At 59.4% G+C, this 16,237-nt stretch carries 12 protein-coding genes and 2 pseudogenes; 5 read left to right on the top strand and 9 right to left on the bottom strand.

Translation table 11 applies throughout. The annotated features are described in order from the left end of the window. Positions 1 to 29 precede the first annotated feature (29 nt). The 4 genes from QYH69_RS20225 to QYH69_RS20210 all read right to left on the bottom strand — a co-directional run bounded on the left by QYH69_RS20225 (position 30) and on the right by QYH69_RS20210 (position 6,387). Positions 30 to 2,051 (bottom strand): acyltransferase family protein, encoded by a 2,022-nt coding sequence (locus QYH69_RS20225; protein WP_308833578.1) that lies wholly within the window; start codon positions 2,049 to 2,051, stop codon positions 30 to 32. Positions 2,052 to 2,257: 206 nt separating this feature from the next. Next, a complete protein-coding gene (locus QYH69_RS20220) occupies positions 2,258 to 3,934 on the bottom strand; it encodes a ShlB/FhaC/HecB family hemolysin secretion/activation protein (RefSeq protein ID WP_374992459.1) in 1,677 nt (558 codons plus the stop codon). 212 nt (positions 3,935 to 4,146) lie between these two features. Continuing rightward, complete coding sequence (locus QYH69_RS20215; RefSeq protein ID WP_308833577.1) at positions 4,147 to 5,112, bottom strand: hypothetical protein; 966 nt, start codon at positions 5,110 to 5,112, stop codon at positions 4,147 to 4,149. Positions 5,113 to 5,448: 336 nt separating this feature from the next. After that, positions 5,449 to 6,387, bottom strand: a complete 939-nt coding sequence (locus tag QYH69_RS20210) for a hypothetical protein (RefSeq protein ID WP_308833576.1) — start codon at positions 6,385 to 6,387, stop codon at positions 5,449 to 5,451. Between the two features lie 45 nt (positions 6,388 to 6,432). On the opposite strand from QYH69_RS20210, the pseudogene QYH69_RS20205 reads away from it, so the two are divergent. Next, a pseudogene (locus QYH69_RS20205) lies at positions 6,433 to 6,752 on the top strand (tyrosine-type recombinase/integrase); the annotation flags it as partial. 13 nt (positions 6,753 to 6,765) lie between these two features. Further along, a pseudogene (locus tag QYH69_RS20200) lies at positions 6,766 to 7,066 on the top strand (transposase); the annotation flags it as partial. A 407-nt stretch (positions 7,067 to 7,473) separates the two neighbouring features. Here QYH69_RS20200 and QYH69_RS20195 read toward each other — a convergent pair. The 5 genes from QYH69_RS20195 to QYH69_RS20175 all read right to left on the bottom strand — a co-directional run bounded on the left by QYH69_RS20195 (position 7,474) and on the right by QYH69_RS20175 (position 11,956). Continuing rightward, the gene (locus tag QYH69_RS20195) at positions 7,474 to 8,295 is read right to left on the bottom strand and encodes an ABC transporter ATP-binding protein (RefSeq protein ID WP_308833575.1); all 822 of its coding nucleotides are present in this window, start codon (positions 8,293 to 8,295) and stop codon (positions 7,474 to 7,476) included. Next, positions 8,296 to 9,129, bottom strand: coding sequence for an ABC transporter permease (locus QYH69_RS20190; protein ID WP_308833574.1), 834 nt, complete (start codon positions 9,127 to 9,129; stop codon positions 8,296 to 8,298). Positions 9,130 to 9,132: 3 nt separating this feature from the next. Continuing rightward, complete coding sequence (locus QYH69_RS20185; protein ID WP_308833573.1) at positions 9,133 to 10,089, bottom strand: ABC transporter substrate-binding protein; 957 nt, start codon at positions 10,087 to 10,089, stop codon at positions 9,133 to 9,135. A 313-nt stretch (positions 10,090 to 10,402) separates the two neighbouring features. Continuing rightward, the gene (locus tag QYH69_RS20180) at positions 10,403 to 11,392 is read right to left on the bottom strand and encodes an acetamidase/formamidase family protein (RefSeq protein WP_308833572.1); all 990 of its coding nucleotides are present in this window, start codon (positions 11,390 to 11,392) and stop codon (positions 10,403 to 10,405) included. A 129-nt stretch (positions 11,393 to 11,521) separates the two neighbouring features. Next, positions 11,522 to 11,956, bottom strand: coding sequence for a MarR family transcriptional regulator (locus QYH69_RS20175; RefSeq protein WP_308833571.1), 435 nt, complete (start codon positions 11,954 to 11,956; stop codon positions 11,522 to 11,524). Between the two features lie 201 nt (positions 11,957 to 12,157). Between QYH69_RS20175 and QYH69_RS20170 the strand changes: the two genes are divergently transcribed. From QYH69_RS20170 to QYH69_RS20160, 3 genes are all read left to right on the top strand, one after another. Continuing rightward, entirely contained in the window at positions 12,158 to 13,216 is a 1,059-nt protein-coding gene (locus QYH69_RS20170; protein WP_308833570.1) for a substrate-binding domain-containing protein, read from the top strand. 199 nt (positions 13,217 to 13,415) lie between these two features. Then, positions 13,416 to 14,933 carry an amidase gene (locus QYH69_RS20165; RefSeq protein ID WP_308833569.1) on the top strand — a complete coding sequence of 506 codons (1,518 nt, stop codon included), beginning with the start codon at positions 13,416 to 13,418 and terminating at the stop codon, positions 14,931 to 14,933. Between the two features lie 41 nt (positions 14,934 to 14,974). Then, the gene (locus QYH69_RS20160; protein WP_308833568.1) at positions 14,975 to 16,201 is read left to right on the top strand and encodes an ABC transporter substrate-binding protein; all 1,227 of its coding nucleotides are present in this window, start codon (positions 14,975 to 14,977) and stop codon (positions 16,199 to 16,201) included. Positions 16,202 to 16,237: the final 36 nt, after the last annotated feature.

Raw genomic sequence — 16,237 nt, 5'->3', positions numbered from 1 at the left:
GCCGGCATCTGCAGCGGAACAGGCTGGTCCTACTTCGTAAGCAATGCCGCGAGTTCCCCCGGATGCCGCTTCATATAGTGGCTGTACAGCAATGTACTGCCGGCGACGCTCAGGTGATGGTAGTCGTCGTACCGATACGCGGGCAAACCGTCGAAATCGAGCTTGCAGATGGTTCCGTCGCAAGGCACGTCGTAGGTGTGCATGATGTCGACGGACGGGAAGCGCGCTTTTAACCGCCTCAGCATCTGTCGAATCGGCGCGTGCTGCTCACGTGCAATGTTTTCGTCGAACTGACATGCCTGCGGATGAATCGGGAAATACAGGTCGTTGTTGAATGCGCAGTTGACGAGCTTGAGCGGGATCATTGGCACGTCGTTCACCAGCACAACGTGTTTTCCGGCGCGAGTCAGTTCGTCGATCGTTGCGGCCAGTTCACGGTCGATCTGGCCAGGCTTGAATCCGTGGCCGTTCGGACCGGCGTTCGGGTCGGTGCTCAGATTGATGTAGTTCTGCCACGCCGCGGCCATAAAAACCGTATGGATGTCCGGATGCGCCATCAGATACGCCATCACTGCCTTGTCGTGTGCGACACACTGCAGATGGTCCTTCAGGTAGGGCATGTAACCAGGCATCGGCGGCTCATGTTCGATTGGCGGGCAAAGTGTCAGCGCCATGTCGTGCACGGCGAGCTGATGGTCTTTGCCGAGTAGGTCGAAAAAGTAGATCAGGTGGTAAGCGTGCGAATCGCCCCAAAGAACCGCCTTATTGCTGGCGTTCGCGTCGCCGAGCGTACAGGTGCTTTCAGGCGTGACGTCGACTTTTGACCAGCACTTTTTGCCACGCGGCATATCGAATAGCGCATCGCCGGACCAATGCACGTCCGCGCGAATTTTCGCGGGGTATGCAAAGAGAAAACCTTCAGTGAGCTTGCCGGTGCCGGCCATCGCGCCGGTGACGAACAGCGGAATCGCAAGAAAGGCGAGCAGTGCCTTTCGAGGCGCAAGCCTCGCGTGACGGATGCGCTGTTCGACTAAAGAATACGTAAGAGCGGATAGCACGAACGTCAAACCGATTGCGATTGCGTATCCGCGTGCACTTGCGAGATCGAGTTGGCGCAGTGCGAAGAAGAGCGGCCAGTGCCAGAGGTAGACTGGGTAGGAAATCTTGCCTAGATAGACAGCGACCGGATTGCCGAGCACGAAACGGATGGCGCCGGCGCGGCGGCCACCGTAGATAACGAGCAATGCGCCGCCACATGGCACGAATGCGCCGATGCCGGGGAATTGCGTCATCTTGCTCAGGCCAACCGCGCCTGCAACGATTGCCGCAATACCGATGCCGAAGAGTACGGCAGCCCACCACGACGGACGTGCCTCGCGCTTATGTTCGTGCAGCGCGAGCAGCGTGCCCACAAGGAATTCGAATGCGCGATATTGCGCGAAGTAATACGCGCCGTTCGATTCGCGATGGGCCGCCACGACGGCTGCGGTGCATGAGGCGAGCGTCAGCAATGCGAACGCGGGCGTCATCCATTTGCGTTTGCTGCGATAAAGCCAGAACAGCAGCAGCGGCAGCAATACGTAGAACTGCTCCTCGACGGACAGCGACCATGTATGCAGCAAGGGTTGATCGGCCGCCTTTGCATCGAAGTATCCGGTTTGCCGCGACAGAAAGATGTTCGACGTCATCGTCGAGACAGCCAGGATGTTCTTGGAAAGATGAAACGTGTCCTCGGGAAAGAGGAACAGCAGGCTAAACACGAAGGTCGCGAGCAGCATGACGTACAGCGCTGGCGCAAGGCGTTTGGCGCGACGCGCATAAAACGCCTTGAACGAAAACGCGTCGCGCTCGAGGTCGCCTAGCAGGGACGTCGTGACGACGAACCCGGAAATGGTGAAGAACACGTCGACGCCGATAAAGCCGCCGCTCAACGCCTTGAGGCCGGCGTGGCAAAGCATGACGGCGATCACGGACAGTGCGCGCAGGCCGTCGATGTCGGGACGATAAGTCTGGGAGACGTGTTGGGTGCGGGTGCGAGGAGTGAACGACATGAAGAAGTTGGGGGACCCGAGGGCGTGGGTCTTCTATGGTTTGCCGCTGGCGGTGTGAGCAGCTTTAGAAAATTGCCAGCTATCCGTTGTTTACGGACGGGCTAGCATTTTCTTTAGACTCGGTCTGATATGCAAGTCATTAAGCGTGCTTAAGCGACTTTTAGTCATTTCGCATAGGAAGCGGTATGATTAACGCTTACGCGTCGCTAAAACTGCGCTGATATCTGAAAGCATAGCGTAACCTTGGCCGTTGAAAACCCGGAGGGTTTATATATCGGCGTACCGGCAAACAGGTCGTAGCCGAAAGCCCCCGGACCGGCGGACAGATGTCCGCGTACGCCTATTACGGCGCCCGCCAGTTGCGTGCCGACGAGAAATGCCGCGGAGGGTCCCCAGACATGGCCATAGTCGATACCCGCGTAGAGCGATTGCCCCGTTGCTCCAAGTGGCGCTTGCAATTCATTGCGCCAATAGAAGCCGCTTTCGGCGGCGAGCATCGTTTCGCCATCGAAGCCGCGGACCGTATACCGGCTGCCGATGGTGAGGTCATCGATAAAGAACAACTCGTTAGGGGTGTATTGGCCGTGTACAGTCGCGATGTACGTCAGGTTCTGGCTGGCGACGCGAAACGGCACGGACAGATTGGCGTCGAGCGTGCCCATGTGGAAGCGGTAAGTCGGCCCACCTGATTGCACGGAAGTATCCGGCGTCGCGCCCAACCAACCGACTCCCTGCCGATAGGCAAGCGTGCCGTCGAACTGCGCGTTGCCGAAGTAATGGCGATCGGTGATGCCTGCTTCGAGAAACGTGTTGTCGCGCCGTTGTTGCGCGATTTCAGTATCTTCGATAAAGCTGGCGCCGAAACGCTTGATGAACTGGAACTCCGCGCCCAGCACGTCGTACTGGCTTCTGCTCAGCACGCGTTGCAGCTTGAAACCGGCGGTCTGTGCATTACCGCTCGACACGAAGGTCTGGTTTACGCCGGCGATCTGCTGGTAGTACGTGTTGGTGTAGCCGGACAGTGTTCCTGTCCAGTAGCCCCATGGGATGGAGTAGGCGCCGTTCCAGCCATGCGACCCGAGTTGCTTGTCGCCAAATTCCAGATCCTGGTTAGCGCCGACGTTGAACACGTCATTCAAACCGAGCGGGTTATCGATATTCAGGCTCAGATTGCCTTGTAGTTTGCCGGTCGCCCGCAGTCCCGAGTTGTCGACGGATGCGGCAAGCGTCCAAGGCTTTGTGCGTTTCACGGCGATCACAACATCGCTCTCGCTGGGTTGGTTCGCAGGCACGATCTGCATGTCGACGTCCTGGCTGGCAGGGCGCTTCATCTGCTCGAGTCCCTGTTCGAGGTCGCGCAGATTCAATACATCGCCATCGCGTGTGGGAAATGCTGACTTCCAAGTACCGCGCAGGTTGGGGTCCGCGAAACGCAACTCGTGGACGACGCCGGGCACAAGCGCGAGCGTCAACGTGCCGGACGAGACGTCTTGCTGCGGCAGCAGCACACGCGTGGTGACGTAACCTCGACTCAGGATCGTTTGGGAAAGCCCTTTGACGATCAGATCGATGCCCTGCTTGCCGACGCACGCACCGATGTAATGCGCCGCCCACTCGCGCGCAAAGGCGAATCGATCGAGCGGTAAAGCGGATGCGCCTTGCGCGCGGACCTCATGGGGAAGTGCTGTCGGCACTTCGACGACGATCGAGTCGAGCCTGAAGCAGGGCGTTTCTGCGGGAAGCGCGGGAAATCCGGGCGAGGGCGCAAGCGACGAGCGGACCGCGGGCGCGTTGACCGTTTGTTCGCGATCGCGCGCCTGTTGCTGCTGGCGTGTGCGTTGATCCTGTTCGCCGCCTGTTACCGCTGGCGTTGTGGTGGGCAGTTGCTGTGCTGTGCAATGCCCGAGGCGAGAACCATCCCCGTTGCCATCAGTATGGCGTGATGCTTTGCTTTTCTTATGTGCATGTTGTACTGCGCGAGTCATTTTGCTGTTATTCCGCAAAAAGTCGCTCTTATATGAAAAGACTAATAAGTTAGTGAGATGCAGTCCCCGCTTTACATGCGCGCTACTAACCCCGTTGAATCTCTGTGTCGTCAGCCTGCCCGCAGCGCTTCAAGTGAAACGATCCTATCGAATTCGGGCCAATCCTCGCGGATGCGTCTGAGCGTCGCTTGCACGAATGTATCAGGGATGTAAGGCTGTTGCAGCTCGGGTAACCTGTCGAACGGCGGTTCCATCAGTGGATGATCGAGAGAAGGAATTTCGAGACCAGTCATTTTTCGCAAACGCAGCACGAGGAGAATCTCGGACGGTGTACGCGGGAAATCTGCGCAGTCACGGAAGACCTTCTCGCTTTCCCTCTTCGATTGGTGCGTATGTCGATCGCAGGCTGCGAGCAACCACGGTTCTATCGCCTTGGGGTCCGGATCGCGCCACCTGGCGAGAATTCCTTCGTAAATCGGCTCGTCGAATGCGAAAGGCGGCCATGCGTGATTGACGTCACCGCGCCATGCGGCGAATAGGCGCAGCATAAACGCGTGGACGCGACGGTGCTCATTTTCGTAGGACTTTTGCACTTGAAAAGTGTTGTTCAGCGCAGAGTGAATGAGATACCCCTCGTATATCCCTTCATCTAATCGGCCTAGCGCAAAAAGCATCGCCATCGCTTCCGTCATCGACTTCCAACTCATCAGCCTTAGTGGCTGGGAAGGATTCAGGGCAAGGCGTCGAAACTGAACATGCCAGAAGTAGTTCAGCTTCGCCGCCAATTGAAGGTAGCCGAGTGCCTCTACCATTTGCTGTTCCCAAGGCTCGCCTTTCAAGGCGAGCGCCTCCGCAGCTCGAAGGAGTCGACTACCCACCCCCGTGTATGCACTGCCCGGTGGAGACTTTGATTTATTTAGAGTTTCTCTTCTCTCGTTGTATGCGATTGCCGATTCCATCGACCATGGTTTAGTCGATTCGATTGAGCGGATAACAGACCTTCGGCTGGGCCAGTTTGATGCGATGCCCTGTCGAGTCACGTTGAGATCCATTTTATAAGTCACTTCGATACGCACGGTTTGATCAGAAGTTGTGTGCTGCCTGTCGTACCGGGTGCGGGCACGCCAACCTGCACTTGCAGTCCTTTAATCTCGTAGCCTTCTTGCAACGCAGCCTGAATGCTATCGGTCAGCGTGCTGTTGCTCGCAGGTTGGGTGCCCCATTTCTTGAGCTCGTTTGCGACTTATCGACCCATGCATTGAGTTTGGTAACCGGGTCCCCGTCTGCCTCAGCTGCTTCGGCCACACCATTCTGTGACGATTTTATCTCAGCCACCCATATGGTCCCCGTGGTCGGATCGATTGCAACTGCATCCGCACCATGTCCGCTTGCGTTCTGCAAGGGCGAAAACGTCAATCCAGTTTCGGTATCGAGCGTTTCTCGCCCGATTGCCTCAGCCAGTTTTCCATTGTTGCTATTGGCTGTGAGATGCGAAACTGTCGGCCCGTCGAGTGTCTCTCCATACAGGCTTTCGACTGTCGCGTCGCTGCATCCGACGCCCGCGACGATGCCAGTTTACTGGCGCCGCTTGCCAGCGTCACTTCGCCGATACCGAGCACGTAATCGAGCACCGCCGACGCAGCTTTCCCTGCTACGCCTTGCAAAACGATATTTTCAATCGGATAAGCCGGCGTGATTGCACCGTTCGGTATTCCCATGCTCTCAAGCAGATCGCTTTCGAATCCAGCAAGCTGCTGATTGGTGGGACCGTTCGGGTCCGTATAAAACGGATTTCCGATGCCTGCGGACGACGGCGTTTCACCGATCGCGAGTCCGGTACTGGTTCCGCCCGGCGTTCCAAACAGCGAAGAATCGGTGAACTGCGACCCCGTTGGCTGGAACGTCTTCAGCACGCCATCGTCCGCGACGATCGGATCATTGCCGTCCGTGATCGGTTGGGCTGCCGTTTGCTGGATATAGCCTTGCGCCACGGACAACTGGCCTAGGAAGTATTGCAAGTCCTGGTTATTGCCCGACGCCTGAGCGGCCTGAGCGGCCTGCATGAGCTGACCAACGTATTGCTCTAACTGCGTCCGGGCCTGTGAATCAACATCGGCGTCGGCAACTATCGTCAACATGTTGGTCCAGTAGTCTGCAAGTTTTTGCTGGTCTGCCGGGTTCTGAGCTTGCTGTGCTGCAAGCTCGTTCGCCTTGTCCTTGATCAACTGCCGTTCTTGCGGATGAAGCTGGCGATTGTAAAGATCGGCACTCGTCGCGCCATTCGCACCGCTCAACGCGCCTGCGGAGCCGCCCAACGCGGCGCCTACCGCCGCACCGGCCGCGCCGGCCACCACATTCGATAGCAGTGTTCCGCCGAGCGTAGAGCTATTGCAGATCAGACCGCACTGTCAGTGGCCTATGACGCCGGCTTGCGTGCCAGTGAAGTCGTGGTGCTGAAGGTCGGCGACGTCGGCGGCCAGCGCATGACGCTGCGCATCGAACAGGGCAAGGGCCGCAAGGATCGCTACGCCATGCTCTCACCGGTGCTGCTCGAGCGTCGGCGTGTCTGGTGGCGGGTTGCCCGCACTCAGGGCAAGATGCTGGGGGCGGCTGGCTGTTTCCAGGCCTCGATCCGCTCAGCACGCGGCAGCTCAACCGTGCCGTCCATGCCGCCGCCGAGGCCGCGAATATCGACAAGCGTGGCTCGATGCGCACTTGAGGCTCAGCACTCACACCATCCTCACGTGCACGGCATCGTTCCCGGTGGGGGCCTCTCCCCAGGTCGGTAAGCGCTGTGTCGCATGCCGGCCCGGCTTCTTCCTGCCCGTGCGCGTGCTCTCGCGGCTGTTCCGGCGCGCTTCCTGGAAAAGCTCGCCTGCATATCGCCGCGGCCAGTTGCGTTTCTTCGGTGAATACGCCGGGCGTGCCGATTCCACTATCTTCGCCCGGTGGCGCGCACCGCTGCGCGCGTGCGACCGGGTGGTGTATGCGAAGCGGCCGTTCACCGGAACAGAAGCGGTGCTCGCGTATTAAAGGTAGCGACTCGACTGGAGCGGACATTGGCCCGAGGACCACAGGGTCGATATTTGCCGTTTGGCGAAGACGGGACTCCGGATGTAGCGCATTGTGTATTGACGTGTCGCTGGAACCAGCGTCGCTCGACGGTATTTTTCACGGTGTGCGAGGAGTCTGTCGCCCCACTTTGGTTGGACAATCGTCTGCAACCAGACTCAACATAATTGCGCGATATGTGAAGCGGATGCTGGAGGCCCTTAGGGTACCTACATGAACACGCATCGCCTTTCAGGCTCGTCGATGCAGTCGTCGCGCAGATCCGCGGCGCATCGGTCACGACGAGACACCCGGGTGAACTGGGTGTCGTTTGATTCAGCACCGCAACGCTCGCGTTCACATAGCCGTTATAGCGCCCTGTTCATTCATCTGCGCACCTCGCGTTGAAAAACTTCCAGACTACGCTTCCTGGTTTTAACGAAGCTAGCCTGAGACAGCGTCTCGACTGTGCGCGGCCGTGCTTCGTCATAGTCGATTATTTCGGCAATACGGGTCGGCCGCTTGGTCAGCAGCAGCACCTGATCGGCGAGATACACCGCTTCTTCAAGGTCGTGCGAAACGACGAGCATCGTGGTGCCGGTCTGCATAAAGACTTCCTGCAGCTTTTCCCGGATAAAGAGCGTCATCTCGTAGTCCAGCGCTGAGAACGGCTCGTCGAGAAACAGCACTTCCGGGCGCGGCGCCAGTGCACGCATGATCGATGCGGTCTGCTGCTGTCCGCCCGACAACTCGTACGGATAGCGTTTCAGGTCGAACCTGACGTCGAAAGAAGCCACCAGCTCTTCCATACGGCGATCGACTTCAGCCTTGCTTTTGCGCTCGAGCAACAGCGGGTACGCGATGTTGTCGATCGTGCGCATCCACGGGAACAGCGCCTCACGGTAGTTCTGGAACACGTAGCCGATACGGGTGTCTTTCAGTGATTTACCCTCGAACAGGATCTCTCCCCGATCGATCGGCACGAGGCCCGCAATCATGTTGATCAGCGTGCTCTTGCCGCAGCCGTTGGGGCCGAAAACCGACACGATGCGAGCCTTCGGGATATCGAGGTCGAAGTCCTCATACAGCGGCCACCCCGCGAAGTACTTTGTCAGGCCGCGAATCGTAATGTGAGTGCCTGCTGGTCCCGGCCTGAAGCGAACAGGCGGAACTTCGGCGAAAGGCGGAGCGTTCAGTACCGTATTCATCTATCTTCCGCTCCAGTGCACCACGCGCCGCTCCAGCAGCAAAAAAAGAATGTTAAGCGCGTAACCCAGACCTCCGGCCGCGAGGATCGCCGCATACATCGTCTTCACATTGAGCACCTGCTGTGCGTCGAGAATCGCATGACCCAAACCGTCTTGCGAGCCGATAAACATCTCGGCCACGATCACGATGACCAGCGACATCGACACCGCCGAGCGCAGTCCCACGAAGCTGGGTTGCAAGCTCTCCCAGATCAGCACGTCCTTGAAGATGCGACAGCGCGACGCGCCCATCACTCTGGCCGCCATCACCCGTTGCTTCCGCGCATTGATGACCCCGTAAGCGCTGTTGAACACGACGATAAGCAGCGAGCCGAACGCCGCAATCGCGACCTTGTTGATATCGGAAACCCCGAAGATCAGCAGGAACAGCGGAATAAGCGCGGATGCAGGCGTGGAGCGAAAAAAATCGACAAGGAACTCGACGCTGCGATACGCACGCTGACTGCTGCCGAGCGCGATGCCCAGCGGCATTCCGATGACCGCGGCGATCACAAATGCCTCAAGCGTGCGCCCAACCGTCACGAGGAAGTCGGTCAGCAGCGGGCCGCCCACGAGGCCGTGTACCAGTGCACCCAGCGTGTCGATCGGACCCGGCAGCAGGATCGGCTTGATCAACCCGATGCGTACTACCGCCTCCCAGACGATGAACAGAATCACCGGGCCGACGAAAGGCAGCATGCGATCGTGCAGCGGCGTGCGCGGCGCGGCAGTGTCGCGCGATGCCGGCGGCGTCCAGCCGGCGGCCGACGAATCGGAAGCAGCGGGCTTGTTCATCGCTTACCCTTTGTATAGCAAGCTTGTCACGTCGACCTTTTCGGAGAACACGCCTTTCTGCGAGAAAAAGTCGTAGAACTTCTGGTAGTAGCGCAAATCGTCGGCGCTCAATTCGGTGTAGGACGCGTAGCCTGCCATCGGGACCTGCTTTGCGAGGTCTGCAGTAATCGGTGTATAGCCGCTCAGGTACACGAGCGTCGAGTCGAGTGAATGACGCACCAGGTCGACGCCGCGCAGATACGCGGCGATGTACTGCTTCGATACTTGCGGGTTGGCCTCCACGAACGCCGCGGTCAGAACGGCTGCGCCGCCGTGCCATGGGGCCGCTGGACTACCGAGTACGTAATGGGACACGACAGCGGGTTCCAGCACACGGGTCGAACCGTTCAGGCGGCCAAGCGTCCCCATCGGCTCCAGCGTGTACGCCGCATCGACCTGACCCGCCGCAATGGCGGCCACGTGCTGTTCGTACGGCAGTTCGACCGGTTTGACGCCGGGCACGCCGCCCCCTTCGAGAATCGCTTTGCACAGCGTCGTGTTCTGGATTCCGGGGCCGCAGGCGATTCTTTTTCCTTTCAAGTCCGCAATCGTCCTGTACGGACTGGCTTTACCGACCAGGATTTCTTCCAGTATGTGGTCCTTGTTGCTAGGGTTGGTGCAAAACACGCGAAATACACCGTGTTCCGCGATCGCGCCAATGCCCAGCGTGGCCGTCCCCGTGCCGTTCGCGCAGCCTTCCAGACGGCCGGCCAGCATCGCTTCCATGATCTGCTGCGCGGAACTGAAACGAACCGGCACCACGTCGAGACCCGCTTCCTTGAAATAGCCTTTCTCCACGGCCGCATAGAACGGCAGACCTGCGGACAGCGGTAAATAACCGACCCGTATCTTCGGGCCAGCGGCGCGCGCGAGGCCCGGCATCGCCAGGGTGCTTGCAAGCGCTCCGCCGAGCTTCAGCATATGACGGCGGCTGTATTTCGCGTCGCGTGACGGAATCGACTTGTTTGATGCGCGAGACACCTGGAGCTCCTGACGGTATGAAGAGAGGCTTACGTTTTTCGGGGATTGAATTTACGTTTCGATTGGAACGAGACGCGACAAGGCGGCTGGAATCCGGATGTCGCTGGTCATCTATTTGCACATGGTTTATGCGCACGTGCTGCCGCGGTAGTCGCGTCTGTTTGAGAATCGGCTAGCGGGCCGCAGGAATCATTGTGGAGTGGTTTCCAGAAATTTCAAAAATGATTCTGGTACCGTTCGGCTGACGAAGAAATCAGCTCGTGCCCCTCAACGCGAGCGCGAGAGGATGCGATCCTTTGAGCACCGAAGACAGGCGAGACCGATCGACCATTGCGTGCACACCTTTTTCGCCGTTCACCATTTGTGTCACGTGCAGGTCACACGCCATGCTGCAGAACACGTAAGCATCCTCGCGCGCCCATCCGGTGATTTCGCCCAGCAGCGCGATCATTTCCCGCAGCGCTTGCCGCGCTGCGGTGTCGAGGTCTTCATCGAAACCCATCGTGATGACGTGCATAACCGATAGGCCGATTGGCATCGGCGCGTGCACTGCCTTGTGCACATGAAACTCGAACGATCCCGCGAGCGAAGTTTCGAGTGCGGTGAGATTGACCTCGCCGTCGCCTTGCACCGCGTGTCCGTCGCCGGTCGAGAAAAGTGCACCGCTCGCGTGCACGGGAAGGAACAGCGTGGCACCGGCACACAGCTCCTTGTTGTCAATGTTTCCGCCATGCTCGCGCGGCTCGATCGAACTGATCGCTCCGTAAGCAGCGGGTGGCGCAACGCCCATTACGCCGAAGAACGGGCGCAGCGGCAGCGTGACGCCGAATGGCAACGTCGCCGTGAGCCGTTCGCGATCGATCGGCACGTGCATTAACCGCGTGAGTGGAAATTCGTCGGGCAGCGTGCCGCGCAGCGGGCGTATCACGTTCCAGCCCCAGTCCTGGCGCAGCTCGATTTCGCGCACGCGTACTTCGAGCAAATCGCCTGGCTCCGCTCCGTTAACGGCGACCGGGCCTGTAACGATATGCGGACCGAGCTTCGGTGTGCACGTTTCGTGGATGCGCCGATGCTCGGGCAGTACATCGAAAGGCACGCCGACGAGATCGCGTGGCTGGCCATTTACCGATTCGATGCGAACAGAGTCGCCGGACTCAATCGTGAGTGCTGGCGCAAGCGCGGCGTCGAAGTAACCCCAGTGGACCGTATCCGGTCCTGCATGCAACACGTGCGACCGCCCCATCTATTCTCCTGTGGCACAGCGCTGAAAGCGCGAACGGAAAATCTACGAATCGGAATTTCGCGTGTCAAGCGAACTCAATTGCTGCGATCGCGCCAGCACCTGCATCGCACCGTGCGTATACCGTGTCACTCAGCGCGGCCCCGCCTCTTCGATGAACCGTTCAAGCAGACGCTTCAACTGCTTCGCGTTACGGGAGCCGAGCGCATCTTCAATGGCGGCATGATGTGCGTCCACGCCGGGTTGAAGGCGCGCAAGCAGCTTGATGCCACGGTCGGTGATAAAGATCAGCACCTTGCGGCTATCGTAATCGTCCGCCGAGCGCTGCACGAGGCCCCGGCTCACCAGCTTGTCGACGTTTTTAGTCAACGCAGGAAGGTTAAGCAGCACCTGTTCGGCGAGCTCGCTCATCGAGTGCCCCGCTTCGTCCGCGACCGCATGCAAGATACGCCAATGCTCCTCGCTTACGCCTTCCTCGGCGGTCAGTTGTGCGAGACTGAGCTTCATTTGCCGATGCGCGGACGCGATGAGCCACGCGAGGTATCCAGAGAGTTCGATGTCCGGCATGGTAGATGCTTTGTCGATGGTGAATAGCTGAATCTTACGCAAATAAGCTTTCCATGGAAAGTATCGGTGCAGATTGTCCGTTGCATCGGTGCGCGATGATGCCTGCACGCCATTTGTTGGTGCATTCCGATCGTTTGACCTTTGCGCGTCGTCAACCGTTTGATGAAGCAGCGTTCCCGTTCCTGCCGTCATGTGCAGGAGATGACCATCGCGTTGTGCGTGCCGCTCGGAGGCGCTGCGGGACTCTGGGGACCTTGCGCGCTCGCTTCGGCGCAGCTCGCAGTGGCCGAGCTCAATGCCGCGTCAGGTATCGCGGGCCGGCCCTGCCGGCTCCTGTCTATCAACGCGGGTGACAATGCGAGCGAACTCGAATCGACACTGACGAGTCTGATCGACGAAGGCACGATCGATGCGCTCGTCGGCATGCATACAAGCGCGGTGCGCCACGACCTTCTGAAGGCTGTGGGCGGACAGATACCGTTCATCTACACGCCGCTCTACGAAGGCGGCGAGCGCACGCCCGGCGTTTTTGCGATCGGCGAAACCACGTCGCGGCAACTGCAGCCGGCCATTCGCTGGCTGACCGCGCAGTTTCGCCCGAAGCGCTGGCTTTTCGTCGGCAACGACTATGTATGGCCGCACGCGACGCATCGGCTCGCGCATCGTTCGGTGATCGACACGGGCGCCCAGGTGGTCGGAGACATATACGTGCCGTTCGGCATCGGGGATTACGGCGATGTGCTCGATGCGATTCGGGAACGGCGTGCGGATGCCGTGCTGCTCTCCCTGATCGGCCAGGATACGATCGATTTCAATCGTGCGTTTGGCGAAGCAGGGCTCGCGGAGAAAGCAGTGCGCCTATCATGCGCGCTTGGCGAGAACGAACTGCTCGGAATCGGCGCGTGTAACACCGCGAATCTCTACGTCGCGTCGGGCTACTTCGCTTCACTGCGTACGGATGCAAATCTCGCATTCAAGGAGCGCTACCTCGGACGATTCGGCGCGCGTGCGCCGACGCTGGATACGTTCGGTCAATCTACCTATGAAGGCATCCACTTTCTCGCAGCGTTGTTCGAGGACGCGCAACGTAGACGTCTTTCGCGGGACGCGGGGCTTGCGCAGCTCGGCATCGCGCCGCTTTCCTATCGCAGTGCCCGCGACGCTGCCTATGCGGGCGGCCGCGTGAACCACATGCCCATTCATCTCGCGCGCGCGGAGGGTCATCGGTTCGAGGTAATCCCGCAGGGCCACGCGGCGTAGTTCGCTGCGCGGCCGTCATCGCCGCGTCGACAAGTTACTTTCCAAGGAAAATAAATTGTTGACGAGGAAAATATGTGTTCCTACCATGGGTCTCGGATCAGGCGTTCGGATGCCGAAACGTCCTGTTCATCCAGACACGCCTGCATGAACGCGCAGCAGGCGGCAATCCCACACGAATCCGTTTGAGTGAGGAAGCGCCATGGCCGTGAAACGTCCCACGCCCGCCCAGCTTGACGAAGTCGCCAAAGGCCTCGGGATGCATCTGTCCGAAGCCCAGCTCGCCGCATATCACACGTTGTTGCAGCCGAACTTCGACGCCTATGATGTGATCGACGCGATGCCCGATTACATCCCGCGCGTCACCTATCCGCGCACGCCCGGTTATCGGCCTTCTGGCGATGAAAACCGCTATAACGCGTGGTACGTGAAAACCGAAGTGAAAGGCGCGCCGACGGGCAAGCTCGTCGGCAAGACTGTCGCGCTGAAGGACAACGTCTGCCTCGCGGGCGTGCCGATGATGAACGGCGCGTCCACGCTCGAGGGCTATGTGCCGGATGTCGACGCGACCATCGTGACGCGCCTGCTCGACGCGGGCGCGACCATTGTCGGCAAGGCGACCTGCGAGTACTTCTGCTTCTCGGGCGGTTCGCACACGAGCTCGCCGGCGCCGGTGCACAACCCGCGCAAGATCGGCTATTCGGCAGGCGGTTCTTCATCGGGAAGCGCGGCGCTGGTGGCCGCGGGCGAAGTCGATCTTGCGATCGGCGGCGATCAGGGCGGCTCGATTCGCATGCCCGCGTCATATTGCGGCGTCTATGGCATGAAGCCCACACATGGGCTGGTTCCTTATACCGGCGTCATGCCGATCGAACTGACAATCGACCATACCGGCCCGATGACGGCAAACGTCACCGATAACGCGTTGATGCTCGAAGTGCTGGCTGGCCCCGACGGTCTCGATCCGCGCCAGTATGCGGGGCAAACTGCAAAGCCGTACGCGGAACTGATGAAAGAGGGTGTGCGCGGCTTGAGGATCGGCGTGGTGAAGGAAGGGTTTGGCTGGCCGCAGTCGCTTGCTGCGTCCGACGCCAAAGTGCGCGCCGCCGCCGATCATTTCGCCGAGCTCGGTGCGAAGGTGAGCGACGTATCGATTCCGATGCATCGCGTCGGCCCATCGATCTGGTTGCCGATCGCCGCTGAAGGCGCGACCCAGCAGATGATGAAAGACAATGGCCACGGCTTCAACTGGAAGGGCCTCTACGTGACCAGCATGGTGGACTTTCATGCTGGCTGGCGCGAGCGTGCCGACGAGTTGTCCGAAACGCTGAAAATCACAATGGTGCTAGGCGAATACTTTATTCGTCACTATCGTGGGCGCTTCTATGCGAAGGCACAGAATCTGTCGCGCCAGCTGACGGCGGCGTATGACACCGCATTCGCCGACTACGATCTGCTGCTTATGCCGACGCTTCCGCTCACAGCAACGCCGCTGCCGGAACCCGGTGCAAGCGTCGACGAAGTCGTCACACGCGCGTTCGAGATGCTGCCGAATACGTGCCCGTTCGATTGCACCGGGCACCCGGCGATGAATGTGCCGTGCGGCACGGTCGACGGCCTGCCAGTCGGCATGATGCTGATCGGCAAGCATTGGGACGAAGCGACGATCTATCGCGGCGCTTATGCATTCGAGCAGTCGGTCGACTGGATCAAGCTCTGAACCCGTCATTCTTTCATCGTGTCACTTTCCGGAATCACACTATGGATCGACGTTCGTTTTTGAAGTCGTCTGCGGTATCGGCCGTGGCAAGCATGGCGGGCACCTTGCCGCTCGTCGCCGAAGCGGCCGACGAGATTCTTGTCGGCGGCATTACCGACCTGTCTGGCGGACTCGACATCTATGGCAAGCCGATGGCCGATTGCCTGACTCTTGCAGTCGAAGAATGGAACGCGCAGGGCGGCTTGCTCGGCAAGCAGATAAAACTGCTGAATTACGATCCGCAATCGAGCATGCAGCTCTATACGCAGTTTTCGCAGCAGGCGGCGCTCAAGGACAAGGTCGCGGTCGTGCAAGGCGGCATTACGTCCGCGTCGCGCGAAGTGATGCGGCCCGTGCTCGACCGCTATCGCACGCTCTACTTCTACAACACGCAGTATGAAGGGGGCGTTTGTGACCGCAACACGTTCTGCACGGGCGTAACGCCGGCACAGACTGTCGCCAAGCTGATTCCGTACGCGATGAAGCAATGGGGCAAGAAAGTCTATGTGATCGCGGCCGATTACAACTACGGACAGATCACGTCGCAGTGGGTCAAGAAGTTCGTGCAGCAGAACGGCGGGTCCGTGGCGTCGATCGACTTTTTCCCGCTCGACGTGACGAACTTCGGCCCGACCATTTCGAAGATCGAATCGGCGAAGCCCGACATGCTGGTCTCCGCGCTCGTCGGCGGCTCGCATATGTCGTTCTACCGGCAATGGGCGGCAGCGGGATTGCACAAGAAGATCCCGCTTGCGTCGACGACATTCGCGGTGGGTAACGAGCAGATCGTGCTGTCGCCCGACGAATGCGACGGCTTCCTCGTCTCGTACAACTACTTCGAGAATCTCGACAACCCGGTGAATACGGCGTTCAAGGCGCGCTTTCACAAGCGTTTCGGTGCGAACTATCCGAACATTACCGAACTCGCGATGGGCACTTATCAAGGCTTCAATTTGTGGGCGCAGGGCGTGAAGAAAGCAGGAACGCTCGAACGCACCAAGGTGATCGACGCGCTCGAATCCGGCATTAGCATCGATGCGCCGAGCGGCAAGGTGTCGATCGATCCGGCGACGCATCACTGCGTGCTCAATGTAAGCATCGCGCAAGTGAAGAATCACAGGCTCGACATCGTGCAGACCTTTATCGCGCAGCCGCCAAGCGATACGAGCGCGGTGTGCAACCTCATCAAGAATCCGCGCGATAACCAGCAATATGTGATCAAGCTGTGACGTGCGCGCGTCGCATCGTTTTATCAGCGTCATACA

Origin of the sequence: Paraburkholderia sp. SARCC-3016 (assembly GCF_031119615.1) — a bacterium.
In the GTDB taxonomy this organism is placed as follows: domain Bacteria; phylum Pseudomonadota; class Gammaproteobacteria; order Burkholderiales; family Burkholderiaceae; genus Paraburkholderia.
This window is presented reverse-complemented; position numbering and strand designations above follow the sequence as displayed.

Bases quoted from the DNA above. Each gene is read 5' to 3' on its own strand.
- QYH69_RS20225 (WP_308833578.1), bottom strand. From the start codon at position 2,051: ATGTCGTTCACTCCTCGCACCCGCACCCAACACGTCTCCCAGACTTAT.
- QYH69_RS20195 (WP_308833575.1), bottom strand. From the start codon at position 8,295: ATGAATACGGTACTGAACGCTCCGCCTTTCGCCGAAGTTCCGCCTGTT.
- QYH69_RS20190 (WP_308833574.1), bottom strand. From the start codon at position 9,129: ATGAACAAGCCCGCTGCTTCCGATTCGTCGGCCGCCGGCTGGACGCCG.
- QYH69_RS20160 (WP_308833568.1), top strand. From the start codon at position 14,975: ATGGATCGACGTTCGTTTTTGAAGTCGTCTGCGGTATCGGCCGTGGCA.
- QYH69_RS20185 (WP_308833573.1), bottom strand. From the start codon at position 10,089: ATGCTGAAGCTCGGCGGAGCGCTTGCAAGCACCCTGGCGATGCCGGGC.
- QYH69_RS20180 (WP_308833572.1), bottom strand. From the start codon at position 11,392: ATGGGGCGGTCGCACGTGTTGCATGCAGGACCGGATACGGTCCACTGG.
- QYH69_RS20175 (WP_308833571.1), bottom strand. From the start codon at position 11,956: ATGCCGGACATCGAACTCTCTGGATACCTCGCGTGGCTCATCGCGTCC.
- QYH69_RS20170 (WP_308833570.1), top strand. From the start codon at position 12,158: ATGACCATCGCGTTGTGCGTGCCGCTCGGAGGCGCTGCGGGACTCTGG.
- QYH69_RS20165 (WP_308833569.1), top strand. From the start codon at position 13,416: ATGGCCGTGAAACGTCCCACGCCCGCCCAGCTTGACGAAGTCGCCAAA.